The sequence below is a fragment of the Mesorhizobium sp. PUT5 genome (genome assembly GCF_052216645.1).
Taxonomy (GTDB): Bacteria; Pseudomonadota; Alphaproteobacteria; order Rhizobiales; family Rhizobiaceae; genus Mesorhizobium.
Genome location: NZ_JBQOSO010000003.1, coordinates 2,795,133 through 2,820,258 on the forward strand (window position 1 = coordinate 2,795,133; position 25,126 = coordinate 2,820,258).

Genomic DNA, 25,126 nt, shown 5'->3' on the forward strand with positions numbered 1-25,126 from the left:
ACAGAGGGGCACGAACCGGCCGCACACAGCGGCCCGAAGCGTGCTGTTCTGGAGAAGACATGACGGGCGAAAGCAACACCAAGACACTTCCTCTCGAAGATCTGCATAAGGCCGCGGGCGCCAAATTCGGCCCCTTTGCCGGCTGGAACATGCCGCTCACCTATCCGGCCGGCGTCATGAAGGAGCATCAGCACACGCGCCAGCATGTCGGGCTGTTCGACATCTCGCACATGAAGCTGATCGCCGTGCATGGCCCGCAGGCGGCGGCCCTGCTCAACCGCGCCTGCCCGCTCGACGCCGGCGCGCTGGAGCAATCGCAGTCCAAATATACGTTCTTCCTCAACGGCAAGGCCGGCATAGACGACGACCTTATCGTCACCCGCCTCGGCCCCGAGCGCTTCATGGTGGTGGCCAATGCGGGCAACGCAGCCGCCGACATTGCGCATTTGCAGCAGGTGGCTGCCGGCTTCGACGCGACGGTGGAGCCGCTGGACCGCATCTTCCTCGCCATCCAGGGACCGGAAGCGGAAGCGGCGCTCAACCAGGCGGGCATCGAGACCGCTGCGCTTTCCTTCATGCATGGCATCGAGCCGCGCGAAGGCTGGTTCATGAGCCGCTCCGGCTACACCGGGGAGGACGGTTTCGAGATCGGCCTGCCGGAGAAGGACGCGCGCGCGCTGCTCGAAAAGCTGCTCGCCGACGAGCGCGTCATGTGGATCGGGCTCGCCGCGCGCGACAGCCTGAGGCTCGAGGCGGGCCTTTGCCTGCACGGGCAGGACCTGACACCTGAGACGAACCCCGTCTCGGCCGGCCTGATGTGGGCCGTGCCGAAGGAAATCCGTGCCTCCGGCGGCTTCCTCGGAGCCGATGCGCTGCGCGCCGCCCTGGAGCGCGGAGCCGCTGAAAAGCGCGTCGGCCTCAAGCCGGAAGGCCGCATGCCGGTGCGCGCGGGCGCCGCCCTGTTCGACGCTGACGGGAATGAGGCGGGCCGCGTCACCTCGGGCGGATTCGGCCCGTCGGCGGGCCATCCCGTCGCCATGGGCTACGTTTCGGCCACGCTCGCCAAGCCCGGGACAAGACTGTTCGCCGATGTGCGCGGCACGAAAGTGCCGGTGGACGTCGCCGCCCTGCCGTTCACGCCACACCGCTATCGCAAAGGATGATTTCCATGGCCAAGACCTATTATACGCAAGATCACGAATGGCTCCGCGTCGAGGGCGGCGTCGCCACCGTCGGCATCACCGACTATGCCCAGGAGCAGCTTGGCGACCTCGTCTTCGTCGAGCTTCCCGAAGCCGGAAAGAGCCTGACCAAGGGCGACACCGCCGTGGTGGTGGAATCCGTCAAGGCCGCCTCCGACGTCTACGCGCCCGTGGACGGCGAAGTCGTCGAGGCCAATGAGGCGCTTTCCGCCGATCCCGCGCTGGTCAATTCCGCGCCGGCCGGCGACGGCTGGCTGTGGAAGATGAAGCTTGCCGACGAGAGCCAGCTCGAGGGCCTCCTCGACGAAGCCGGCTACAATGCCCATATCGGCTGACGGATGGACGAGATGACCACGGCACCCTACGCTTTCACGGACCGCCATATCGGCCCCGGCGGGGACGACATACGCGCCATGCTTGCCCGCATCGGCGTTCCTTCGGTCGAGACGCTGATCGATCAGGCGGTCCCGAAGTCGATCCGGCTCGACCGGCCGCTCGACCTGCCGGCGCCGGCCACCGAGGCCGAGGCTCTGGCCGAGCTTGCGGCCACGATGTCGCGCAACGTTGTGATGAAGAGTTTCATCGGCGCGGGCTATCATGGCGTGCAGGTGCCGCCTGTCATCCAGCGCAACATGTTCGAAAACCCGGCCTGGTACACGGCCTATACGCCCTACCAGGCCGAGATCAGCCAGGGCCGGCTGGAAATGCTCTTCAATTTCCAGACCCTGGTGGCCGAGTTGACCGGCCTGCCGGTAGCCTCCGCCTCGCTTCTGGATGAGGCGACCGCCGCCGCCGAGGCGGTCGGCATCGCCGTTCGCCACCATCGCGACAAGCGCAACAAGATAGCCCTTGCCGGCGTGCCGCTGCCACAGACGCTCGACGTGCTCAACACGCGCGCCGAGCCGCTCGGCATCGAGATCGACGGCGATACGATCGACGGCGACACGGCCGCCCTCCTCGTGTCCTGGCCGGACGCCAACGGCGTCTACGGCGACCACAAGGCGGCGATCGAGAAGGCGAAGGCCGCCGGCGCGCTGGTCGTCTTCATCTCCGACCCGCTGTCGCTGACCGTCACCAGCGCACCCGCAAGCCTCGGCGCCGACATCGCCGTCGGCTCCATGCAGCGCTTCGGCGTGCCGATGGGGTTCGGCGGCCCGCATGCCGCCTATTGCGCCGTGTCGGAAAAGCTCACCCGGCTGATGCCCGGCCGCCTCGTCGGCCAGTCGGTCGACGCGCATGGCCGCCCCGGCTTCCGCCTCGCCCTCCAGACGCGCGAGCAGCATATCCGCCGCGACAAGGCCACCTCCAACATCTGCACCGCCCAGGCCCTGCTTGCCAACATGGCGACCGCCTATGCGATCTGGCACGGCCCGACCGGCTTGCAGGCCATCGCCTCGCGCATCCATGCGCTGGCTGCGGGACTTGCCGAGGGCCTGGCCGCGGCGAACGTGAAGGTGCTGGGCTCCAGCCGCTTCGATACGGTGACGGTCGAGGTGAAGGGCAAGGCGCAAGCCATCGCCGCCGAAGCCGAGAAGGACGGCAGGCTGCTGCGCGCCGTCGACGCAGACCATGTCGGCATCGCCTTCGACGAGACCTCGACCGAGGTCGATCTGGAAGCCATCGCCGCCCTGTTCGGGGCAAAGGCGAAGCCTTCTGCCGCCCGCACCCTCCCCGGCCAGCCGCGCGGCAGGGAATTCCTCACCCAGCCGGCCTTCCACGAGAACCGCTCGGAAACCGACATGATGCGCTTCCTGCGCAGGCTGGCCGACAAGGACCTGGCGCTCGACCGCGCCATGATTCCGCTCGGCTCCTGCACCATGAAGCTCAATGCGGCGGCCGAGATGATGCCGGTAAGCTGGCCCAACATCGCCAATCTGCATCCCTTCGCGCCCAAGGCGCATACGGAGGGCTTTCGCGCGATGATCGATGAGCTGGAGGGCTGGCTGGCCGAGATCACCGGCTTCGACGCCGTGACGCTGCAGCCCAATGCCGGCAGCCAGGGCGAATATGCCGGTCTGCTCGCCATCCGCGGCTATCACAAGTCGCGCAACGAAGGGCACCGCAACATCTGCCTCATCCCCTCCTCCGCGCATGGCACCAACCCGGCCAGCGCTGCCATGGCCGGCATGAGCGTGGTGGTGGTCCGCTGCACCGACGACGGCAACATCGACATCGACGACCTCAAGGCCAAGGCCGAGCAGCACGGCGCCAACCTGGCGGCGCTGATGTTCACCTACCCGTCCACGCACGGCGTGTTCGAGGAAGGCGCCAAGGACATCTGCGCCATCGTGCACGAGCACGGCGGACAGGTCTATTTCGACGGCGCCAACCTCAACGCGCTGGTCGGGCTTGCCCGCCCCGGCGACATCGGCGCCGACGTCTGCCACATGAACCTGCACAAGACCTTCTGCATTCCGCATGGCGGCGGCGGCCCGGGTGTCGGCCCGATCGGCGTCAAGGCGCATCTGAAGCCCTATCTGCCGGGCCACGTTGCGGAAGGCTCGGCGCATGCCGTGTCGGCCGCGCCCTTCGGCAGCGCCTCGATCCTGCCCATCACCTGGATGTATATCCGCATGATGGGACCGGAAGGGCTGAAGAAGGCCACCGAGATCGCCATCCTGTCGGCCAACTATCTGGTGGCGCGGCTGGGCAACCACTATTCGGTGCTCTACCGGGGCCGTGGCGGCCGCGTGGCGCATGAGTGCATCCTCGACACGCGCGTCATCAAGGACCGCTCCGGCATCACCGTGGACGACATCGCCAAGCGGCTGATCGACTACGGCTTCCACGCCCCAACCATGTCGTTCCCGGTGGCGGGCACGCTGATGGTGGAGCCGACCGAATCCGAGCCGAAGAGCGAGGTGGATCGTCTCTGCGAAGCCCTGATCGCCATCGCCGACGAAGCCGAGAAGGTGGAAAAGGGCGAATGGCCGGCCGACGACAATCCGCTGGTCAACGCCCCGCACACGCCTGCCGAGACGCTGGCCGGCGAATGGACGCATCCCTATTCGCGCCTGGAAGCGGCCTACCCGGCGGGTAACGTCGACACGCTGGTGAAATACTGGCCGCCGGTATCGCGCATCGACAATGTCGCCGGCGACCGCAACCTGGTCTGCTCCTGCCCGCCCCTGTCGGAATACAGCGACGCGGCCGAGTAACGCGGCCAAGGGCAGGAAAATGGGTCATGCAGGGGGCCGGCGCCAGCGCCGGCCCTTCGCTTTCTCCCTTGCCCCGGATGGCGATGATCTGTATTTCCACGGCCGAAGCCTTCGAACATACCCGGAACCTTGGTCGCGCCATCGCCCAAAGCGTGGCAGACTCCGACGGTGATTCGCAGCGGGGACATCCCAGATTCGCATGGACGACAGCAACGACCTCTTCGCCAGTCTCGACAGTCAGCCTCAGCCCGTTCGCGTGCCGTCGCGCCCGGCCGATCCGCTGGTGCAGGCGGCACGAAAGGCGCCCCCCCCTCCCCCTAGGGACGCGGGCGACAGCTACAGCGCCGCCGACATCGAGGTTCTGGAAGGGCTGGAGCCGGTGCGGCGCAGGCCGGGCATGTATATCGGCGGCACCGACGAGAAGGCGCTGCATCACCTCTTCGCCGAGGTCATCGACAATTCCATGGACGAGGCGGTGGCCGGCCACGCCACCTTCATCGAGGTGGAGCTTTCGGCCGACGGTTTCCTCACCGTCACCGACAACGGCCGCGGCATCCCGGTCGACCCGCATCCGAAATTCAAGGACAAGTCGGCGCTCGAGGTCATCATGACCACGCTGCATGCCGGCGGCAAATTCGATTCGAAGGTGTACGAAACCTCGGGCGGCCTGCACGGCGTCGGCGTGTCCGTCGTCAACGCGCTGTCGGATCAGCTCGACGTGGAAGTGGCGCGGGGCCGCCGCCTCTACCGGCAGCGCTTCTCGCGCGGCAAGCCGCAGGGACCGCTGGAACAACTCGGCGAAATCCACAACCGGCGCGGCACCACCGTGCGTTTCCATCCCGACCCGGAGATTTTCGGCAAGGCTGCCGCCTTCGAACCGGCCCGCCTCTACCGCATGGCGCGCTCGAAGGCCTATCTGTTCGGCGGCGTGCAGATCCGCTGGTCGTGCGATCCCTTGCTCATCAAGGAAAAGGACGACACCCCGCCCAAGGCGGAGTTCCACTTCCCCGGCGGCCTCGGCGACTACCTCAAGGCCTCGCTCGGCGACGAGTTCCAGGTCACGCGCGACATCTTCGCCGGCAAGAGCGAGAAGCAGGGCGGCCACGGCTCGCTGGAATGGGCCGTGACCTGGTATGGCGGCGACGGCTTCCTCAATTCGTACTGCAATACCATTCCCACCCATGAGGGCGGCACGCACGAAGCCGGCTTCCGCAACGTGCTGACGCGCGGGCTCAAGGCCTATGCCGATCTGACCGGCAACAAGCGGGCGTCGATCGTCACCTCCGAGGACGTGATGATGTCGGCCGCCGGCATGTTGTCCGTGTTCATCCGCGAGCCGGAATTCGTCGGCCAGACCAAGGACCGCCTCGCCACGGTGGAGGCGATCCGGATCGTGGAGAACGCCATCCGCGACCCGTTCGACCTGTGGCTCGCGGCCAATCCGCAGGAAGCCACCAAGCTGCTGGACTGGGTGATCGCACGTGCCGACGAGCGCGTGCGCCGGCGCCAGGAGAAGGAAGTGTCGCGCAAGAGCGCGGTGCGCAAGCTGCGCTTGCCCGGCAAATTGGCGGACTGCACGCAGAATGCCGCTGCCGGCGCCGAAATCTTCATCGTGGAAGGCGATTCGGCCGGCGGCTCCGCCAAGCAGGCGCGCGACCGCGCCAGCCAGGCGGTGCTGCCGTTGCGCGGCAAGATCCTGAACGTGGCGAGCGCCGGCAACGACAAGCTGGCCGCCAACCAGACCATCTCCGACCTGACCCAGGCGCTGGGCTGCGGAACCCGGTCGAAATATCGCGAGGAGGACCTGCGCTACGACCGCGTCATCATCATGACCGACGCCGATGTCGACGGCGCACACATCGCCTCGCTGCTCATCACCTTCTTCTACCGCGAGATGCCGCAGCTTATCCGCGGCGGCCACCTCTACATGGCCGTGCCGCCGCTCTACTCGATCCGCCAGGGCGGCAAGGTGGCCTATGCCCGCGACGACGCCCACAAGGACGAATTGCTGCGCACCGAGTTCACCGGCCGCGGCAAGGTCGAGATCGGCCGCTTCAAGGGCCTGGGCGAGATGATGGCGGCCCAGCTCAAGGAAACCACCATGGACCCGAAAAAGCGTACATTGCTGCGGGTCAACGTGCTGGACGAGGAGACGGCAACCAGGGACGCGGTGGACGCGTTGATGGGCACCAAGCCGGAAGCGCGTTTCCGCTTCATCCAGGAACGGGCCGAATTCGCGGAGGCGGACGCGCTGGATATCTGAGCCGCGCCGGCGAAGCGGCAGCACCACGACTTCGAGACGGCTGGGAGATGGCTGGTGAATCGGTTCCGGGATTGGTCCGCTGCCCTTACCCGGCCGACGCGCAGCGACTGGATCTTCGCCCTGCGCACCACGTCAGCCGGACTGATTGCGCTGCTTGTTTCCTATGCGCTGAGGCTGGATCATCCGCATTGGGCGATGATGACCGTGTTCATCGTCGCGCAGCCGGTCGCCGGCATGGTGCTGGCCAAGGGTTTTTTCCGCCTGGTCGGAACCCTGGTCGGCGCCGGCGCGGCGCTCGCTCTCGTTCCGGTCTTCGCGGGCCATGACTGGCTGTTCGTCGCCGTGCTGGCGCTGTGGATCGGTCTCTGCACCTTCGTTTCGTCGCTGCTGCGTAATCCTGAAGCCTATGGCGCGGCCCTTGCCGGCTATACCGCCGTCATCATCGGCCTTCCCGCCGTCGGCGAACCGCATCTGCTGCACGAACTGGCGCTGGCCCGCTGCGGCGAGATCGTGATCGGCATCGTCTGCGCCGGCCTGACCAGCCGGCTGATCCTGCCGCAACTGGCGGGCGAGGCCATGAGCGCGCGGCTGGCCCGCTGCATCACAGATCTTGCCTCCTATGCGGCCGGCGCCTTTTCCGGCGGCGATCCGGCGCGGCTGCAGGCGCTCCACCGCAAGCTGATCGCCGACACCCAGGCGCTCAGCGAAATGCGCGCCTATGCGCGGCTGGAAACGCCCAGCATGTCCACCCGTGCGCATTCGGTCCGCCGCACCATCGGCCATCTGCTGTCGGCGCTTTCGGCCGCGCGCATGCTGCAAACCCACGCCGCGCCCGAAAATACCGCGCTGATGCCGATGCGCGAGGCCCTGAAAACGGCCGTGGACGCACTTGCCGACGCCGATACGCTGAACGACACCGCTTCCCATATCGCGCGACTGGACAACATTGCCGCCCTGGCGGGTGCGCCGCCGCCGGCAGCGAGCGAAGGCGGCGATCCGATCGGCACGTTGACGCGGCTCAACATCGCCGCCGAGTTCGCCCAGGCGCTGAAAGGCGCGCTGCGCGGCCTGGACGCCTTGCGGCGGCCGCCCGAAAGCACGCGGCGGGCGCGACGCCAGCCCGCACTGGTCATCCACCGCGACTATCACGCGGCTTGGCGCAATGCCGTGCGGGCCACGGCAGCCACCGCGCTGATGGCCGCCTTCTGGCTTGAGACGCAGTGGCCGGGAGCGACGGAGATCGTCATCATCGTCGCCGTTGTGTCCAGCCTGTTCGCGGCGCGCCCCTTCCCGGTCAAGGTGGCGTGGGACTTCTTCAAGGGCACGCTGCTGGCCCTGCCTTTCGCCTTCGTGCTGGGCCAATATGTGCTGCCGGCCTTCCCCGGCTTCGGCTGGTTCATGCTGTTCGTGGTGCCTGTCCTGCTGCCGGCGGCGCTGGCCATGCCCAATCCGCGCATGACCGGCATTGCGGCGGCCTTCGTCATCAATTTCCTCGCCTTCATGAGCCCCCGGCAGGTGATGGTCTACAACCCGCAGGAATTCCTGGCCGGCTCGGTCTCCCTTCTCGTCGGCATCCTGCTGGCCATCGGCGTGTTCCTGACCGTCCTGCCGACCGACCCAAGCGCCACGATGGAGCGTATCGTACGCGCCATGCGCGAAGACCTCGCCCGGCTTTGCCTGCATGAACGCATCGCACGCCGCTCGGCCTTCGAAAGCCTCGCCTACGACCGCATCAACCAGTTGATGCCGCTGCTGCAGGCCAGCGGACGGCGCGGCGAGGCCCTGTTCGGCGGCAGCGTGGCGGCGGTGACGGTGGGGCTGGAAATCCTGCGGCTGCGCAAGATCCGGCTGGGCTCCGCCCTGCCGGCAGGAGCCATGCAGGTGGTGGGGGATTTCCTCAGGGGCGTCGCGCGCGATCTGCTGGTGCAGTTTCCGGGCAACTCATGGGCCGCCACGATCGCCCGGGCACGGCAAAGCGCACTGGAGATCGCCGGTGCCGAGACACCGGAGGCGCTGGAGGCCGCGGCCTCCATGCGCATCATCGCCGCCGCGATCGAGGACTACCCGGAATTCTTCCGCAAGCAGGGATAAGGCAAAGGCTTCACGCCGCCGCGATGGCCAGCGCGTGGCCGCGCGCATTGCGGCGCAGCGCCTCCAGATGGATCGACTTCACCAGGGAGGCCAACTCGCCCTCGGCGCCCTGCCCGCCCAGTTCCTTCAGCATCAGCCAGCTTACTTCCTGCACGCCGGCCACGCGTTTGCCATTGGCAACGTCGCGCCACACCTTCAGCGCCCGCAGGATGACCATATATGTGGCCTCGGCCAGTCCGGCAGCGCGGAACAGCGCCTTGAGCGCGGTGTCGTGCCCGCCCGAAAGCAATGCGCCCACCCGCTGGCCGCTCTGCCCGGTCAGCGCCACCAGCGCGGCGCCGAAGAAATCCACCTTGCCGTGGGCGACCGTGCGGATGAGGAAGGCGGAGGTGAGATCGCCGCGCAGGCGCAGATGCTCCACCAGCGCAGCATGCTCCTCGGCGCGCGTGGCCTCGATCAGCGTCAGCGACGCCTTCATGCAGGCGTCGCGCAGCATGCGCTCGGCCCGCGCCGGCCCCATGAGCGCCAGCACCAGCGGCGCGCCCTTGAGCGCTTCCCCGAGCTTGACGAGCAGCATGTGGCGGCAATCCGCCGGCAGCCCGGCATGCGAAACCAGGGCCTCGCGCACGGCGGGCAGATGACCGTGGCGCTCGGCCATGCGCCGAAAGCTGAGCGAGGCGATCTCGGCGCCGCCGTTGACCAGAAGGTCGAGGCAGGCTTCCGGCTCGCCGATCTCGGCTATGGCCGCGGCCACCGCCATGGAAACGACGGGCCGGCCGGCGATCAGGCTTTGCGTGGCCTTCTGCCCGGTCGCCACGCGGTCGATCAGGTCGGAATCGGTGAGAAGCGGCGAGCGCGCCAGCACGAATCTCGCCACTTCGGGCTGGTCGGATGCCAGCGCCGCGACGATCTGCACGGGTGCATGGCGGCTCATCGACAGTGCCTCGGCCATAGCCTGCCGCACCTTGGCGGACGCGTCGTCCAGCAGAAGCGTCAGCGCCGCCTCGGCCGCGCAACGGTCCTCGAAGGCAAGCTCGCGGTCGACATAGGCACGCGCCAGGGCGGCGGCCGCCGCCACGCGCTCCGAGACCCGCGCCGTGCCGATCCATTTCAGGAAATGCGAAACCACCATGCCCGCCCGCTCGCGCCCCGGTCGATATTCATCCAGCCCGCGCCGACAGTGCGGGAAAATGGTTTACGAACGGTTCACCATCTTCATTAACCGGCTTGAAGGGCACCGGCGCGCGGCCTATCAAGCGGCACCACAGACGGCGACACGGGGAACGAGATGGCCGGACTTTACCTTGAGGAACTTGCCGTCGGACAGGTGTTTCGGCACACGCTGCGCAAGACGGTGACCGAGAGCGACAACATGCTGTTCTCCGTCATGACGCTGAACACCCAGCCGCTGCACATCGACTTCGACTTCGCCGCGAAGAGCGAATGGGGAAAGCCGCTGGTCAATTCGCTGTTCACCCTCGGCCTGATGATCGGCATCTCGGTGAACGACCTCACCATCGGCACCACCGTCGCCAATCTCGGCATGACGGACACGACTTTTCCGCATCCGCTGTTCCATGGCGACACGGTGCGGGTGGAAACCACGGTGGTGTCGGTGCGTGAATCCAAATCCAGGCCCGATCGCGGCATCGTCGAGTTCGAGCACCGCGCCTACAACCAGAATGACGTTCTCGTCGCCAAGTGCCTGCGGCAGGCGATGATACTGAAGAGGCCTGCCTGATGCGCTCCTTGCTGTTCGTTCCCGGCGATTCGGAAAAGAAGCTCGAAAAGGGCCTGTCGTCCGAGGCCGACGTGGTGATCGTGGACCTGGAGGATTCGATCGCGCCGCAGAACAAGGCGGCGGCGCGCGCCGTGGCGGCCGCTTTCGTTTCCGACCGGCGCGCCGCCTTCAAGGCTGCGGTCTATGTGCGCGTCAACGACCTTTCGACCGGGCTGACCGACGACGATCTCGCCGCCCTCGTGCCTGCCCGTCCGGACGGCATCATGCTGCCCAAGTCGAACGGCGGGCACGACGTGCAGCAACTGGCGGCGAAGCTGCGCGTGCACGAGGCCGAAAACGGCCTGCCGGACGGCAGCATCAGGATATTGCCGATCGCCACCGAGACGGCGGCCGGCGTGCTTGCTGCCGCGACCTATACACAGGCGGGCGCGAGGCTTTCCGGCATCACCTGGGGGGCGGAAGACCTTTCGGCTTCGGTCGGCGCCCGCACCGCGCGCGACGAAAACGGCCGCTACACGGACGTCTTCCGCCTCGCCCGCGCACTGACCATACTGGCCGCGTCCTCGGCGGAAGTGGCCGCCATCGACACCGTCTTCCCGAATTTTCGCGACATGGCCGCCTTCGAGGCGGAATGCGCGGAAGCCGAACGCGACGGCTTCACCGGCAAGATGGCGATCCACCCGGCGCAGGTAGCCGTCATCAACGCCGCTTTCACGCCTACGCAGGAAGCGGTGGAGCAGTCGGCCGCGATCGTGGCCGCGTTCGCGGCGGCCGGCAATGCCGGCGTCGTCGGCATCGAGGGCAAGATGTACGACCGCCCGCACCTGCGCCTGGCCGAGCGGCTGCTGGCCAGGGCAAGGGCTGCGGGCATAGACGCGTCGTAGCCGCCTATCCCTCCCACGGGCCGGACCACGGGCCGGAATAGTCGCCATAAAGCGTCGCCGGATCCGGGCGCGGCCGTTCGGGCGCCGTGCCTTCATAGGTGCCGATATGGACGAAGCCGACGACGCGCTCCTGCGGCGAAAGCCCCAGGATCGCCCGGCCCTCCGGCACGTCGGAATACCAGTTGGTGATCATGTTGGTGCCGTAGCCCAGCGCGTTGGCTGCGACCATAAGGTTCATGGCCGCCATGCCGCCGGACAGGAACATCTCCCATTGCGGGATTTTCGGACTTTCCTTCGGGCTCGACACGACGCCGATGACCAGCGGCGCGCGCGAGAACCGCGTCAATTCCTGGTTGCGGCGGTTTTCCGGCAACGGCCCCTCGCGCTGTTCGGCAAGGGCGGCGAGCTTGCGGCCGATCTCTTCGCGCGCGTCGCCGCGGTAGAGGATGAAGCGCCACGGCGCCAGTCGGCCGTGATCGGGCACACGGCTGGCCGCGGCGATCAGGGTGGCGATCTCCGAATCGGTCGGCGCCGGCGCGCGCAGTTCCGGGATGGGCACGGAACTGCGCTTCAACAGGAAATCGACGATAGACGAGGTCATTTGGGCAAACTCTCCTGGATTTTGGGCTGAAGCGCGCGTCGCAAGGGCGGCTCTGGCGGGGCGCCCGAGGCGCCGGGGTGGTTCCCTGCGCAAAGGCCGGGACAAGGGCCTTGAAATTGCCACCGCCTTGGGCTTCAACGCAAGCGATGTTCGAGAGGGTCCGCCGCCTTTTGCTGCCGCTGCTGGGGATCGCGCTGCTTGCCGCGCCGATGCCCGGCGCCCATGCGCAGGAAAAGGACGTCATTCGCGACCTCGCCCTGCCCGGCATCTCGCGCTACGTGCCGCCGCGCGGCCAGGGTTCGCTGGCGCAGGGGAGCGGCGGCGAAGTCACGCTGAGCGCGCAACTGACCGAACACGGCGCCGACATTTCGCGCGGCCTTGCCTGGCGGGTGTTCAAACCCGAGCCCGGCCCGGACGGCAAGCTGCCACTGGTGGCCTCCGCGCATGGCGGCACCGCCATATTCGAACTGGAGCCCGGCAGCTACCTCGTGCATGCCTCGTACGGCCGCGCCGGTGCAACCAAGCGCATCACCGTGAGCAAGCAGGCGAGGCGCGAGAACCTCGTGCTCGACGCCGGCGGGCTGGAACTCGACGCCGTGCTTTCGGGCGGCATCCGCATCCCACCCGACAAGCTGCGCTTTTCCATCTATGAAGGCGGTGCCGGAACCGGCGGCGACCATGCGCTCATCGTGCCCGACGTCCAGCCCAGGGCGGTCGTGCGGCTGAACGCCGGCACTTACCACGTCGTTTCCACCTATGGGTCGGTGAACGCCGTGATCCGCTCCGACATCCGCGTCGAGGCGGGAAAGCTCACCGAGGCGACGGTGGAGCACCATGCGGCCGAAATCACGCTCAAGCTGGTGCGTGAAGCCGGTGGCGAGGCGATCGCCGATACGTCGTGGTCGGTGCTCAACGAAGCCGGCGATTCGATCAAGGAGGCGGTGAGCGCCTTCGCGCCGATGGTGCTGGCGGAAGGCGACTACACGGTGATCGCAAAGAACCGCGACCGCATCTACCAGAAGGACATCGCCGTGACGGCCGGCCACAACGAGGAGGTCGAGGTCATTGCCTCCGAAGCCTCGGCGATCGACCCGAACGAAGGCGCCGACTGATCTTTTTCGCTGACTTTGCCGTGAAGGAGGCGGCGGATCGCTCCGCCGCCGCTATTGGCGCAACCGCCTCCGTCAGCCGGCGTGCTGGCGCTTCAGGTCCGGCGGCGTCGCCTCGTCGACCAGGGCGGCAACCGCCTCTTCGAGCGACAGTGAGGTCTGGTCGCGCGAGCCCAGCCGGCGCATGTTGACCGTGCCCTCCTCCGCCTCGCGCTTGCCGCACACCAGGATGACCGGCACCTTGGCCAGGCTGTGCTCGCGCACCTTGTAGTTGATCTTCTCGTTGCGCAGGTCGGCTTCGGCCGCCAGCCCCGCCTGCTTCAGCCTAGCCACCACCTGCCGCGCATAGTCGTCGGCGTCGGAGGTAATGGTGGCCACCACCACCTGCAGCGGCGCGAACCACAGCGGCATCTGGCCGGCATGGCTCTCGATCAGGATGCCCAGGAAGCGCTCCAGCGAGCCGCAGATGGCGCGATGCACCATCACCGGCTGCTTCTTCTCCGAATCGGCGCCGATATAGAACGCGCCGAAGCGTTCGGGCAGGTTGAAGTCCACCTGCGTGGTGCCGCACTGCCATTCGCGGCCGATCGCATCCTTCAGCGTATATTCGAACTTGGGCCCGTAGAAGGTGCCCTCGCCCTCGTTGATGCCGGTCTTGATGCGGTTGTCCTCGCGCGCCATGCGGGCAAGCGCGCGCCTCAGAATGTCTTCGGCATGGTCCCATGCCGCATCCGTGCCGACGCGCTTTTCGGGTCGCGTGGCCAGTTTCACCACCACTTCCTCGAAGCCGAAATCCTTGTAGACCGACATCATCAGATCGTTGATCTTGAGGATCTCCGCCTCGAGCTGGTCCTCGGTGCAGAAGATGTGCGCATCGTCCTGCGTGAAGGCGCGCACGCGCATCAGCCCGTGCAGGGCGCCGGAGGCCTCGTAGCGGTGGACGTTGCCGAATTCGGCAAGCCGGATAGGCAGATCGCGGTAGGACTTCAGGCCGTGCTTGAAGATCTGGACGTGGCCGGGGCAGTTCATCGGCTTCAGCGCGAAGATGCGCTGGTCGGCGTCGGGATCTTCCGGGTGTGTGAAGGCGTGGGCCGACTTCACCGCGAACATGTTCTCCTGATACCAGCCCCAGTGGCCCGACGTCTCCCAGAGGCTCTTGTCGAGCACCTGCGGAGCGTTGACCTCCTGGTAGTCGTCGCCGAGGCGGCGGCGCATATAGGCAATCAGGTTCTGGAACATCTTCCAGCCCTTGGCGTGCCAGAACACGACGCCCGGCCCCTCCTCCTGGAAGTGGAACAGGTCCATCTCGCGCCCCAGTCGCCGATGATCGCGCTTCTCGGCCTCCTCCAGCATGTGCAGATACTGGTCGAGCTGCTCCTGCGTGGCCCAGGCGGTGCCGTAGATGCGCGTCAGCATGGGGTTGTTGGCGTCGCCGCGCCAATAGGCGCCGGCCACCTTCATCAGCTTGAAGGCATTGCCCACCTGCCCCGTGGCGGCCATGTGCGGGCCGCGGCACAGGTCGAACCAATCGCCCTGATAGTAGATCTTGAGGTCCTGATCTTCCGGGATCGCCTCGACCAGTTCGACCTTGTAGGCCTCGCCCTTGTCGCGGAAGACCTGCCTGGCCTTGTCGCGCGACCAGACTTCCTTGCTGAACGGCTTGTTGCGCTGGATGATCTCGCGCATCTTCTTCTCGATGGCGGGGAAGTCCTCCGGCGTGAAGGGCTCGTTACGGGCGAAGTCGTAGTAGAAGCCGTTCTCGATCACAGGACCGATGGTCACCTGCGTTCCAGGCCACAATTCCTGCACCGCCTCGGCCAGTACGTGGGCGGCGTCATGCCGGATCAGCTCCAGCGCACGCGGGTCGTCGCGCGTGACGATCTCGACCTTGCCGGAAGCGCCGAGCGGATCGGACAGATCGCGCAGGGTGCCGTCGAAGGTATAGGCGACCGCCTTCTTGGCCAGGGATTTGGAAATGGATTCCGCGAGCGCGGCGCCGGTCGTAGCGGCATCGTAGTCGCGCACGGAGCCATCGGGAAATGTGAGGGAAACGGAATTCGACACGGTTTTTTCTCCTGTCCAGTCCCGCAAACGAGCGCGGGTGGTCGATACGGCGCGGTCGCCGAAGCCGGTCTGATAGTGTCTGTTGGCGCCGGAGTAAAGCCGGGGCGATTTCGGGTCGGGGCGTTTTTCGCCCGCCTGTCCGATGCCGTCAGGGCGCGGCGACAGCGATGCAGTCGAATTTCCGCTGCTTGAGCGCGGCACATGCCCGGCCGGCTGCATTCCTGTCCACGAAGCCGTCGAAGCGCGCCCGGTAGAGCGTCTTGCCTTTTGTGGTGGTCGGCTCGACCAAGGCCGTCGCGCCCGCCTCGATCGAGCGGACCGGCGCTGCCGCCTTGTCCAGAAGCCTACGGGCCGCCGCAAGGCTCGGCAGCGCTGCGATCTGGATTTGCCAGGCGGAGAAGCCCGGCACCGGGAAGCCGCCGTCCCCCTGCTCGATCGGCACATCGTCGGCCGCCAGCCCCACAGCCGGCCTGGGCGCGGGCACAGGCACCTGCATGGCTATCTGAGGCTGCCGCACGGGCACGGGCGCCGCCTGCCCGCCGAACCGCGTCAGCAGCGCCGCCATCCGGTCGTCGCGCTTGCGCGCCGTCTTGCCCCCGAGCACGACGCCGATGAGCCGGCGGCCGTTCGTATTGAGGGAACTCGCCAGATTGTAGCCGGCCGCGCTGGTGAAGCCGGTCTTGATGCCGTCGACGCGGTCATAGCGGTACATGAGATTGTTGTGGCCTTTGCGCAACTTGCCGCGGAAGACGAAGGAGGGCTGCGAGAACAGCCGGTACTCCTTGGGAAAATCGCGCTGCAGCGCCATTCCAAGCAGGGCCATGTCCCGCGCCGTGGTCGTCTGCTTGCGCCCGTCGGTCAGCCCCGACGGATTGGAAAAGACCGTGTTCTTCAGCCCGAGCCGCTTGCCGCGCTGCGTCATCATGCGCCCGAAGGCGGCTTCCGATCCTGCAAGGTGCTCGCCGACGGCCGCGGCCGCATCGTTGGCGGAGATGATGATCATGCCGTCGACCGCCTCGCGCACGCTGATCGTGTCGCCCGGCTTGACCCACAGCTTTGTGGGGATCTTGATCGAGGCGTTGCGGGAAACGACGATCCGGTCGTCCCAGCGCAGGCGGCCGTCGCGGATGGCCTCGAAAGTGAGATAGAGCGTCATCATCTTGGCGAGAGACGCCGGCGGCCGGGTGCGGCTGCCACCGTCCTGCCCCAGGAACACGCCGCGGTCGGCGTCGAGGACAGCCCACGAGACGTCCGCCATCGCCACGCCTGCGCTGCTTGAAACGGCAGCGAAGGCCACAAGAGCGGCGCAGAAATTGCGCATGCGCTGTCCTAAACGGATGGTCGGCATGCAATCCCCTCTCGACTACAAATACAAGTATATTCCCGTCAGACGAACAATATGACGAGCTTAAATCTTCACATGAGCAGACGCCGCAGGACCAAGACATCAAGATCCTGCAAACGAAGACGCCGGATCGAATATCCGATACGAAATATTAATAAATTATGAGTAGATTTTTAACGATTTGGAATCGCATCGACTCCGGATATGCGTGTGTCAAGCCTCCGGATCGCCCCTCATCTTTCCGGCGCGGCGGTAGCGCCAGGGAAAGTACCAGCGATAGCGTGACAGCAACCGTTCCGGCACGTTGTCGATGCCGCAGGTGCCGCCCGGCCCGCAACGGGCAACCCTGAACAGGGCCAGCCACCCGCCAGCCCACAGGCCATGGCGGGCTATCGCCTCATAGGCATATTCCGAACAGGTCGGCAAATGCCGGCATGTGTTGCCGACGAAGCCGGAAAGCGTGAGCTGATAAAGCCGCACCAGAAGCGTTCCCAGCACGCGGCCCGGGGTTTTGCGCCAGGGGCCGGAGTAGTTTCTGGAATAGGTTGAACGGGAGACCGGCTGAGGATGCACCATCCGCTTCGGCTAGGGTCCTGCCCCTAGGCCGCCTCTTCGGCGCGCTTCTTTTCGATCTGGTCTATGCAGTCCACCACCGCGTCGAAGGTTAGCATGGTCGAGGCGTGGCGGGCCTTGTAGTCGCGCACCGGCTCCAGATATTTCAGGTCGGCGAAACGGCCATCGGGCGGCGGCCCGTTCTCCTTCAGCATCTTCAGCATCGTCTCGCGCACCGCGCGCAACTCCGCGGCCGTGGCGCCGACGACATGCCGTGCCATGATGGACGAGGAAGCCTGCCCGAGCGCGCATGCCTTCACCTCATGGGCGAAGTCGGTCACCACGCCGTCCGCCATGTCGAGGTCGACGGTCACGGTCGAGCCGCACAGCTTGGAATGCGCCTTGGCAGAGGCGTCGGGATGGTCGAGGCGGCCGATGCGGGCGATGTTCCCGGCAAAGCCGAGAATTTTCGCATTGTAGACGTCGTCTATCATAATATTCCGGTCCGGCACCCAACGGCGCACAGCATTTGCCGCCGGCGCGTCTTTCATTCGCAACGCCAACCCATATATAATGGTTGTGTTTCGGGAACCGCAAGGCGACTGATGCGTCTATGCTCCCGGAACCTGCCGTGTCACGCCGCTTCCGGCCCGCAACCGCGGATGGTGCCGTAAAGGGCAGTGGTCCGTTCAACTCGTCCCTCCGTCGAGAGGGACTACGGGAGACTCCTTTTATGGATGCCGTCATCAAGAAGATCATGCCCGCCTCCTCCTACATGGACAGGCCGGTCACCGACCGCCCGAGCCAGCAGGAAGTGGAGGCCGCCGTGCGCACCTTGCTGCGCTGGACCGGCGACAACCCCGAGCGCGAGGGCCTCGTCAACACGCCCAAGCGCGTGGCGAAAGCCTTTCGCGAGATGTTCGACGGCTATGACAAGTGCCCTGCCGACGAGCTTGGCCGCACCTTCGAGGAGGTTGCCGGCTACGACGATCTCGTCGTCGTCAAGGACATCGAGTTCCACTCGCATTGCGAGCATCACATGGTGCCGATCATCGGCAAGGCCCATGTCGGCTATCTGCCGGATGGCAAGGTGGTGGGTCTGTCGAAGATCATGCGGGTGGTCGACATCTTCGCGCATCGCCTGCAGACGCAGGAAGCCATGACGGCGCAGATCGCCGGCGTCATCCAGGACGTGCTTACCCCCCGCGGCGTTGCCGTCATGATCGAGGCCGAGCATATGTGCGTGGCCATGCGCGGCATTCGCAAGCAGGGCTCCACCACGCTGACCTCCACCTTCACCGGCGTGTTCAAGGACAACCCGGAAGAGCAGGTCCGCTTTGCCATGATGGTGCGCGGCAGCAGATACTGAACGGCCTATCCGCGCTACCGCGAAAATCGGAATCGATTTCCCGTCGAGTTCATGCCCATATCCTTGTGGCCATGACGCCGCGCCCGGTCCGGGCGCGCAGGTTTGAATTTGCCAGGGTCGCACATGCCAGTTTCATTTCCGCCGGCATCGCCGGACAAGAAGCAGCTCGAGGAGGGGAACGCCTTCACCCCGCGTTTCGGGCCGGACGGCCTGGTGACGGCGGTCGTCACCGATGCCCGGGACGGCCTGCTGCTGATGGTGGCCCACATGAATGCCGAGGCGCTGGCGCTGACGCTGGAGACAGGCATCGCCCACTATTGGTCGCGCTCGCGCCAGGCGCTGTGGAAGAAGGGCGAAACCTCGGGCAACGTGCAGTCCGTGGTGGAGATGCGCACCGACTGCGACCAGGACGCGGTGTGGCTGAAGGTCACAGTCTCGGGACACGATGCAACCTGTCACACCGGCCGGCGTTCCTGCTTCTATCGGACGGTGGGGCTGGTCGGCGGCAAGGGGACGCTTGCCGCCGACGGCAGCGGCCCTGTCTTCGATGCGAATGAAACCTATCGCAAGCCCGCCTGACATATCGAAAGCATTTGTGAACCTTCCACCCCTTGCCGCCACACGGATTCACGATTTCGATACGTAAGCTGTCCTAGGCTGGCGGCGGGACAAGGGAGAGTGTGATGCTCGAATGGGCGTCATTGCGCAGCAGACCGGACGTTCGGGAAGCCAACGGCCTGTCCTCGACGCTCGGCACGGTCGAACCCGCGCCTGTCAGGAAAACCGGGATATCTCTGGCATTGGGGGGCGGCTGCGCGCGCGGCTGGGCCCATATCGGCGTGCTGCGGGCCCTGGACGAGGCCGGCATCGAGATTTCCATGATCGCCGGCACGTCCATCGGCGCGCTGGTCGGCGGCTGCTACCTCGCCGGCAAGCTCGACGAGCTGGAGGAATTCGCCCGCAGCCTGACGCGCCGCCGCATCTTCGGCCTGCTCGACCTCAACCTGCGCGGCAGCGGCTTGTTCGGCGGCCTGAAACTGGATGCCAGGCTGCGCGAGCACATGACCGGCACGCGTTTCGAGACGCTGCCGAAGCCTTTCGTCTGCGTCGCCGCAGAAATCCGGACCGGCCACGAGATCTGGCTGTCCAATGGCTCGCTCATCACCGCCATGCGCGCTTCCTATGCGCTGCCGGGCGTATTCGAGCCGGTGAACTGCAACGGCCGCGTGCTGGTCGACGGCGCGCTGGTCAATCCCGTGCCGGTTTCCGTCTGCCGTGCCTACGAGCAGCCGCTGGTGGTGGCGGTGAACCTGCATTACGACCTGTTCGGCCGCGCCGCCGTCATCAAGCACAGCGCCGGGGAACTGGTCGTGCAAAAACAGGTGCCCTCGGTCAGCGCCGCCGAGGAAGCACACCAGACGCGCGAATCCCGCCTCGGCATCACCGGCGTGATGGTGGAAGCGTTCAACATCATCCAGGACCGCATCTCGCGCGCACGGCTGGCCGGCGACCCGCCGGACATGTCGCTGCAGCCCAAGCTCAGCCATATCGGACTGACCGAGTTCCACCGCGCCGACGAGGCGATCCGGCTGGGCTACGAGGCCACCATGGCCCAGATCGGAGAACTGACCCGGTTGCAGTCGGTTCTCGTTTAGAGACTCACGCCGCGGCGGCGTCGAGAATGCGGAACTGCACGCTGCGATTGCCGTTCCAGTAATTGCCGGACAGCGAGCCGGCGATGTGCAGCACGTTGCCCCGGTTCCGGAGCAGGAATTCGCCGAGCACGGTATCGATCGCGCGGAAGGCGATGCCCTGCAGGCGTCCGCCCGACTCGGACCGCAGTTCGGCGCGGATATGGCTGGTGCCGACCGGGCGTGCGTCGACAAGCCGGTGGCGCGGCAGCGCAAACAACGGCGCGATGTGGCCGCTGCCATAGGGCCCCGCCTTTTCCAGCGCATCGAGCAGGTCGAGCGTGGCGCCCTCGGCCGCCAGCGCGCCGTCCAGGGCCAGGCTCTCCTCGCCCTGGAGCCGGAACACGTCGGCGGCGGCGCGTTCCTCGAAAAAGGCGCGCAGCGCTCCCAGTTTCGCCCGCTCCACCGTGATGCCGGCCGCCATGCCGTGGCCGCCGCCCTTGACGATCAGCCCGGCTTCGGCCGCCTCGCGCACCAGCCGCCCAAGATCGAAGCCCGCCACGGAGCGGCCCGAACCGGTGCCGATGCCGTTGGCGTTGAAGGAGATGGCGAATGCCGGGCGGCGTGCATGGTCCTTCAGGCGCGAGGCGATCAGCCCCACGATGCCCGGATGCCAGTTGTCGCTTGCCGTCACGACGACGGCCGGGCCGTTGCCGCCGGCCAATTCGGCGTCGGCCTCGGCGCGGGCTTCCGCCAGCATCTCCTGCTCCATCGCCTGCCGTTCCTGGTTCAGCCGGTCCAGCGTGCCGGCGATCGCCTCGGCCTCGGCAGGATCGTCGGTGGCCAGCAGCCGGCTGCCCAGCGCGGCATCGCCGATTCGGCCGCCGGCATTGATGCGCGGCCCGATGAGGAAGGCCAGGTGGAAGGTGCCGATAGGCTCGCCGATGCGCGCGATCCGCGCCAGCGCCGCCAGTCCCGGATTGCCCTGCTGGCGCGCCACTTGCAGGCCCTTGACCACGAAGGCGCGGTTGACGCCGGTGAGCGGCACCACGTCGCACACGGTGGCGAGCGCCAACAGATCGAGCAGCGACAGCAGGTCCGGCGGCGGCGCATCCGGCAGGCGGGCGCGCAGGAGCTTGGCCGTCTGCACCAGCGCCAGGAAGACCACGCCCGCGGCGCACAGGTGGCCCTGCCCCGACAGGTCGTCCTCGCGGTTGGGGTTGACGATTGCGGTTGCAGGCGGCAGCGCGCCTCCGACCTGATGGTGGTCGAGTACCACGACGTCGGCGCCGGCCTCGCGCGCCGCCTCTATCGCCGCGGCGCTGTTGGTGCCGCAATCCACCGTCACGATGAGCCGCGCGCCGCGCGAGATCAATTCGCGCATGGCGTCGGGATTGGGGCCGTATCCCTCGAAGATGCGGTCGGGAATGTAGATTTCCGACGGCACCGAATAATGCGCCAGGAAACGCTTCATCAACGCGGAGGAGGCCGCGCCGTCCACGTCGTAGTCGCCGAAGATCGCCACCTTCTCGCGCCGCATCACCGCATCGGCGATGCGCGCGGCGGCCTTCTCCATGTCGGTCAGCGATGCCGGGTCGGGCAGCAGGTCGCGGATGGTCGGGTCGAGGAAGCGCGGCGCTTCCTGCGCGCTCACGCCACGCCCGGCCAGCACGCGCGCCACGATGTCGGGCAGGCCGTGCCCCTGCGCGATGGCCAGGGCGGCCATGTCCTGCCGCTCGGAAAGCCGGTGCGCCCAGGCCACGCCGGTCGCCGAGCGGCGCACGTCGAGAAAGAAGCGTCTTTCGCCGGTCATGCCGGCCGTCGATTGCGAGTTCTCATGCCCGATGGCTAATACGCCAAATCGAGCGAAATCAAAACTTTTCCATGTCCTGGTGGCGGGCCTTGATCTCGCGCACCGTGCGCGAGGAGGAACGCAGCACGATGGTGTGCGTGGTGATGAAGTTGCGGCCGAACTTCACGCCCGCCAGCATGTTGCCGTCGGTGACGCCGGTGGCCGCAAACAGCACGTCGCCGCGCGCCATCTCGTCGGCGCGATAAACCTTCCTGGGGTCGGAAACGCCCATCCGGGCGGCGCGCTCCACCTTCTCGGGCGTGTCGAGGATGAGACGCCCCTGCATCTGGCCGCCGGTGCAGCGAAGCGCGGCCGCCGCCAGCACGCCCTCAGGCGCACCGCCGGTGCCCATGTAGATGTCGATGCCGGTCTCTTCCGGGTCGGTGGTGTGGATGACGCCGGCCACGTCGCCGTCGCCGATGAGCCGGATGGCCGCACCCGTGGCGCGCACGGCTTCGATCAGCCTGGCGTGGCGCGGACGGTCGAGGATGCAGGCGGTGATCTCGGCAACCGGCACGCCCTTGGCCGCAGCCAGCCTGGCGATATTGTCGGCGGGTTCGGCATCGATGTCGATGATGCCGTCGGGATAGCCCGGCCCGATGGCGATCTTGTCCATGTAAACGTCAGGCGCGTTGAGCAGGCTGCCTTTCTCGGCCAGGGCCACCACGGCAAGCGCATTGGGCAGGTTCTTGGCGCAGATGGTGGTTCCTTCCAGCGGGTCCAGCGCGATATCCACGTCCGGCCCCTTCCGAGTACCGACCTCCTCGCCGATATAGAGCATCGGCGCCTCGTCGCGTTCGCCCTCGCCGATCACCACCGTGCCCTTGATATCCAGCCGGTTCAGTTCCTGGCGCATGGCATCGACCGCCACCTGGTCGGCAGCCTTCTCGTCGCCGCGGCCGCGCAGGCGGGCCGCAGCCACCGCCGCACGCTCGGTGACGCGCACCAGTTCCATGGTGAGTATCCGGTCGAGGCCGGCGATGCTGTGAGCCATGTTCATGGGTGAAGGATCCTCATTGGCGCATTGCTTTCAGGGCGATTGAGGCCCTTTTGTCAAAGCCACATGACAACGGCAAGGCCCTGCCCGGCCTTTTTCGAAAAGGCAGAAATATCAATCGATTGAACAGCAAAAACCCGGCGCTTTCACACGCCGGGCCGCTTCTGCGGAAAGCTATGGATCAGTACCAGCGCCGCTGGCTGGAGCCGGCCTGTCCGGCCAGCATGCCGAGCATGAAGCCGACGATGCCGCCCAGAACCAGGGCGCTCGACACGGTGCCGGGGTTCTGCTGCACGGCTTCCGATACAGACTGCGCCTGCGTGCGCAACTGCCGGGCCGCGCGCGAGGCACGGTCGGAGGCCGCGTCGTACCAGTCGCCGGCCTGCTCGGCCGCGTCCTCGGCGCGTTCGGCCAAGGTCTTGTTGATGCGGTTCATTTCGCGCTTCAGCTCGGCGATCTGCTTCTTCATCGCTTCCTGGATGTCCTCGGGCTTGATGGGGTCTGCCATTCGATGGTCCTTTCCTTGGGCTGGAGTTGCTTTGCCTGCGCCGGCCATCAGAACACCGCCAGATATTTCAGCAGCGATATGATGCCGATGATGATGACGACGACCTGCGCGATCTGACGCGCGCGCCCGTCGAGCGGCAACCTCTGGATGAGATAGAGTACGAGAACAATCACCAGGAAGGTGATGAGAATGCTGATGAGAACGCTGCCGGCCATGGTCCCTCGCGTGAAATGAAATGGAGAAAACAAGCCGCACAACGGCTGGCCGGGCCGAAGGTTCCCTCGCCGGCCTTTCTCAACGCAAGGTGGTACCGCACCGGATCGCTCCCGGTGCGGCCACAGGATGGAATAAGGAGTTCTGCCGAGCCGCGGGGCGCCGGGTGGTTTCGCCCAGCTGAAAGAGGCTCTATCCGGCCCGTTCGATGCGGATGACCTGCGGCTTGTCGGTGAGGTGGCCGTCCTTGGTCACCCCCTCGACCGCCTTGCGAACAGCCGCCTCGGTGGTCTCGTGCGTGACGAGGATCACCGTCTTGCAATCGGGCGCGACGGAGCCGTTGGAATGCTGGACGATCGATTCCAGCGAAATCTCGTTCTCGGCCATGCGCTTGGCCACCGCCGCGAACACGCCGACACGGTCATGGACGGTCAGCCGGATGAAATAGCCGCCGGCATGGCTGCGCATGCGCGCCTTCTTGTAGGGCTGCAATTCCTTTGCCGGCCAGCCGAACACGGGTCCGTGCTGGAAGCCGGGGCGGCTCTTGGCGATATCGGCGATATCGCCAACCACGGCGGACGCCGTGGCGTTGCCGCCTGCGCCGGGGCCGGAAAGCAGCAATTCGCCGAGAATGTCGGTCTCGATGGCCACGGCGTTGGTCACGCCATGCACCTGCGCGATGACGGAAGCCGTCGGCACCATGGTCGGATGCACGCGCTGCTCGATGCCGCTTTCGGTACGCTGGGCAACTCCCAGCAGCTTGATGCGGTATCCCAGTTCGCCGGCCGCGCGGATGTCGGCCTGGGTGATGTTGGAGATGCCCTCCAGGTAGATGTCGTCGGCCGCGATGCGGCTGCCGAAGGCGAGGCTGGTCAGGATGGCCAGTTTGTGGGCGGTGTCGTTGCCCTCGATGTCGAAGGTCGGATCGGCCTCGGCATAGCCGAGCCGCTGGGCGTCCTTCAGGCATTCCTCGAATGTCAGCCCTTCGGCTTCCATGCGCGTCAGGATATAGTTGCAGGTGCCGTTGAGAATGCCGAAGACGCGCGAGACCGTGTTGCCCGCCATCGCCTCGCGCATGGTCTTGATGACCGGGATGCCGCCTGCCACCGCCGCCTCGTAGTTGAGCAGCACGCCCCTGCCCTCGGCGACCTCGGCCAGCGCCACCCCATGCTTGGCCAGCAGCGCCTTGTTGGCGGTGACGACGTGGCGGCCGGCAGCGAGCGCGGCCTTCACGCAGGCGCGCGCCGGCCCCTCGTCGCCGCCGATCAGTTCCACGAAAACGTCGATGTTTGCCTTTTCCGCCAACTTGACGGGATCGTCGAACCATTCCGCGCCGGAAAGGTCGACGCCGCGGTCGCGCCTCGGGTCGCGCGCCGAAACCGCCGCGACCACGATCTCGCGGCCGCACTGGCGCGTCAGTTCGGCGGCCTTGTCGTGCAGCACCCGCACCACGGAAGCGCCGACCGTGCCGAGACCGGCAATTCCAACACGCAGGGATTCAGCCATAGGCGGGGAGGCCCTCAAATTCATTGGACGTTGGTGTGGC

At 66.7% G+C, this 25,126-nt stretch carries 22 protein-coding genes; 11 read left to right on the forward strand and 11 right to left on the reverse strand.

All coding sequences use genetic code 11. The annotated features are described in order from the left end of the window. The first annotated feature begins 59 nt into the window (after window positions 1-59). The 5 genes from gcvT (at window position 60) to ACTDI4_RS15195 (ending at window position 8,714) form a co-directional block, all read left to right on the forward strand. Window positions 60-1,163 (forward strand): glycine cleavage system aminomethyltransferase GcvT, encoded by a 1,104-nt coding sequence (gene gcvT / locus ACTDI4_RS15175; protein WP_442841931.1) that lies wholly within the window; start codon window positions 60-62, stop codon window positions 1,161-1,163. A 5-nt stretch (window positions 1,164-1,168) separates the two neighbouring features. Further along, a complete protein-coding gene (gene gcvH / locus ACTDI4_RS15180) occupies window positions 1,169-1,537 on the forward strand; it encodes a glycine cleavage system protein GcvH (RefSeq protein WP_442841932.1) in 369 nt (122 codons plus the stop codon). A 12-nt stretch (window positions 1,538-1,549) separates the two neighbouring features. Beyond that, a complete protein-coding gene (gene gcvP / locus ACTDI4_RS15185) occupies window positions 1,550-4,360 on the forward strand; it encodes an aminomethyl-transferring glycine dehydrogenase (protein ID WP_442841933.1) in 2,811 nt (936 codons plus the stop codon). A gap of 199 nt (window positions 4,361-4,559) precedes the next feature. After that, complete coding sequence (parE, locus tag ACTDI4_RS15190; RefSeq protein ID WP_442841934.1) at window positions 4,560-6,623, forward strand: DNA topoisomerase IV subunit B; 2,064 nt, start codon at window positions 4,560-4,562, stop codon at window positions 6,621-6,623. Window positions 6,624-6,677: 54 nt separating this feature from the next. After that, window positions 6,678-8,714, forward strand: coding sequence for an FUSC family protein (locus ACTDI4_RS15195; protein ID WP_442841935.1), 2,037 nt, complete (start codon window positions 6,678-6,680; stop codon window positions 8,712-8,714). 10 nt (window positions 8,715-8,724) lie between these two features. Here the strand turns inward: ACTDI4_RS15195 and ACTDI4_RS15200 are convergent, their stop codons facing one another. Further along, window positions 8,725-9,846, reverse strand: coding sequence for a DUF2336 domain-containing protein (locus tag ACTDI4_RS15200; protein ID WP_442841936.1), 1,122 nt, complete (start codon window positions 9,844-9,846; stop codon window positions 8,725-8,727). A gap of 156 nt (window positions 9,847-10,002) precedes the next feature. On the opposite strand from ACTDI4_RS15200, the gene ACTDI4_RS15205 reads away from it, so the two are divergent. Together ACTDI4_RS15205 and ACTDI4_RS15210 are read left to right on the forward strand one after the other, a co-directional pair. Then, the gene (locus ACTDI4_RS15205; RefSeq protein WP_442841937.1) at window positions 10,003-10,455 is read left to right on the forward strand and encodes a MaoC family dehydratase; all 453 of its coding nucleotides are present in this window, start codon (window positions 10,003-10,005) and stop codon (window positions 10,453-10,455) included. Then, complete coding sequence (locus tag ACTDI4_RS15210; RefSeq protein WP_442841938.1) at window positions 10,455-11,339, forward strand: HpcH/HpaI aldolase/citrate lyase family protein; 885 nt, start codon at window positions 10,455-10,457, stop codon at window positions 11,337-11,339. The genes ACTDI4_RS15205 and ACTDI4_RS15210 overlap by 1 nt, the downstream gene beginning before the upstream one ends. 4 nt (window positions 11,340-11,343) lie before the next feature. Here ACTDI4_RS15210 and ACTDI4_RS15215 read toward each other — a convergent pair whose 3' ends face one another. After that, window positions 11,344-11,940 (reverse strand): nitroreductase family protein, encoded by a 597-nt coding sequence (locus ACTDI4_RS15215; protein WP_442841939.1) that lies wholly within the window; start codon window positions 11,938-11,940, stop codon window positions 11,344-11,346. Window positions 11,941-12,086: 146 nt separating this feature from the next. On the opposite strand from ACTDI4_RS15215, the gene ACTDI4_RS15220 reads away from it, so the two are divergent. Then, entirely contained in the window at window positions 12,087-13,052 is a 966-nt protein-coding gene (locus ACTDI4_RS15220) for a hypothetical protein (RefSeq protein WP_442841940.1), read from the forward strand. Between the two features lie 72 nt (window positions 13,053-13,124). On the opposite strand, the gene thrS is transcribed toward ACTDI4_RS15220, so the two are convergent. From thrS to ACTDI4_RS15240, 4 genes are all read right to left on the reverse strand, one after another. Then, window positions 13,125-15,113 (reverse strand): threonine--tRNA ligase, encoded by a 1,989-nt coding sequence (thrS, locus tag ACTDI4_RS15225; RefSeq protein ID WP_442841941.1) that lies wholly within the window; start codon window positions 15,111-15,113, stop codon window positions 13,125-13,127. A gap of 148 nt (window positions 15,114-15,261) precedes the next feature. Continuing rightward, window positions 15,262-16,434, reverse strand: coding sequence for a serine hydrolase (locus ACTDI4_RS15230; RefSeq protein ID WP_442841942.1), 1,173 nt, complete (start codon window positions 16,432-16,434; stop codon window positions 15,262-15,264). 237 nt (window positions 16,435-16,671) lie between these two features. After that, on the reverse strand, window positions 16,672-17,034 hold the full coding sequence (gene yidD, locus ACTDI4_RS15235) for a membrane protein insertion efficiency factor YidD (protein WP_442841943.1): 363 nt from the start codon (window positions 17,032-17,034) through the stop codon (window positions 16,672-16,674). A gap of 23 nt (window positions 17,035-17,057) precedes the next feature. After that, complete coding sequence (locus ACTDI4_RS15240) at window positions 17,058-17,504, reverse strand: iron-sulfur cluster assembly scaffold protein (RefSeq protein ID WP_442841944.1); 447 nt, start codon at window positions 17,502-17,504, stop codon at window positions 17,058-17,060. A 239-nt stretch (window positions 17,505-17,743) separates the two neighbouring features. Here ACTDI4_RS15240 and folE point away from each other — a divergent pair, with 239 nt between their 5' ends. The 3 genes from folE to ACTDI4_RS15255 all read left to right on the forward strand — a co-directional run bounded on the left by folE (window position 17,744) and on the right by ACTDI4_RS15255 (window position 20,034). Continuing rightward, complete coding sequence (gene folE, locus ACTDI4_RS15245) at window positions 17,744-18,379, forward strand: GTP cyclohydrolase I FolE (RefSeq protein ID WP_442841945.1); 636 nt, start codon at window positions 17,744-17,746, stop codon at window positions 18,377-18,379. Window positions 18,380-18,502: 123 nt separating this feature from the next. Further along, a complete protein-coding gene (gene hisI, locus ACTDI4_RS15250; RefSeq protein ID WP_442841946.1) occupies window positions 18,503-18,958 on the forward strand; it encodes a phosphoribosyl-AMP cyclohydrolase in 456 nt (151 codons plus the stop codon). Between the two features lie 104 nt (window positions 18,959-19,062). Beyond that, window positions 19,063-20,034: a patatin family protein gene (locus tag ACTDI4_RS15255; protein WP_442841947.1), complete on the forward strand. Its 972-nt coding sequence runs from the start codon at window positions 19,063-19,065 to the stop codon at window positions 20,032-20,034. Window positions 20,035-20,038: 4 nt separating this feature from the next. Here ACTDI4_RS15255 and recJ read toward each other — a convergent pair whose 3' ends face one another. The 5 genes from recJ to ACTDI4_RS15280 form a co-directional block, all read right to left on the reverse strand. After that, entirely contained in the window at window positions 20,039-21,823 is a 1,785-nt protein-coding gene (gene recJ, locus ACTDI4_RS15260) for a single-stranded-DNA-specific exonuclease RecJ (protein ID WP_442841948.1), read from the reverse strand. A gap of 58 nt (window positions 21,824-21,881) precedes the next feature. Next, on the reverse strand, window positions 21,882-22,862 hold the full coding sequence (gene glpX / locus ACTDI4_RS15265; protein WP_442841949.1) for a class II fructose-bisphosphatase: 981 nt from the start codon (window positions 22,860-22,862) through the stop codon (window positions 21,882-21,884). A gap of 178 nt (window positions 22,863-23,040) precedes the next feature. Continuing rightward, window positions 23,041-23,367, reverse strand: a complete 327-nt coding sequence (locus ACTDI4_RS15270) for a hypothetical protein (protein WP_442841950.1) — start codon at window positions 23,365-23,367, stop codon at window positions 23,041-23,043. Between the two features lie 47 nt (window positions 23,368-23,414). After that, the gene (locus ACTDI4_RS15275; RefSeq protein WP_442841951.1) at window positions 23,415-23,582 is read right to left on the reverse strand and encodes a Thivi_2564 family membrane protein; all 168 of its coding nucleotides are present in this window, start codon (window positions 23,580-23,582) and stop codon (window positions 23,415-23,417) included. Between the two features lie 190 nt (window positions 23,583-23,772). Continuing rightward, complete coding sequence (locus ACTDI4_RS15280) at window positions 23,773-25,086, reverse strand: homoserine dehydrogenase (RefSeq protein ID WP_442841952.1); 1,314 nt, start codon at window positions 25,084-25,086, stop codon at window positions 23,773-23,775. Window positions 25,087-25,126 lie beyond the last annotated feature (40 nt).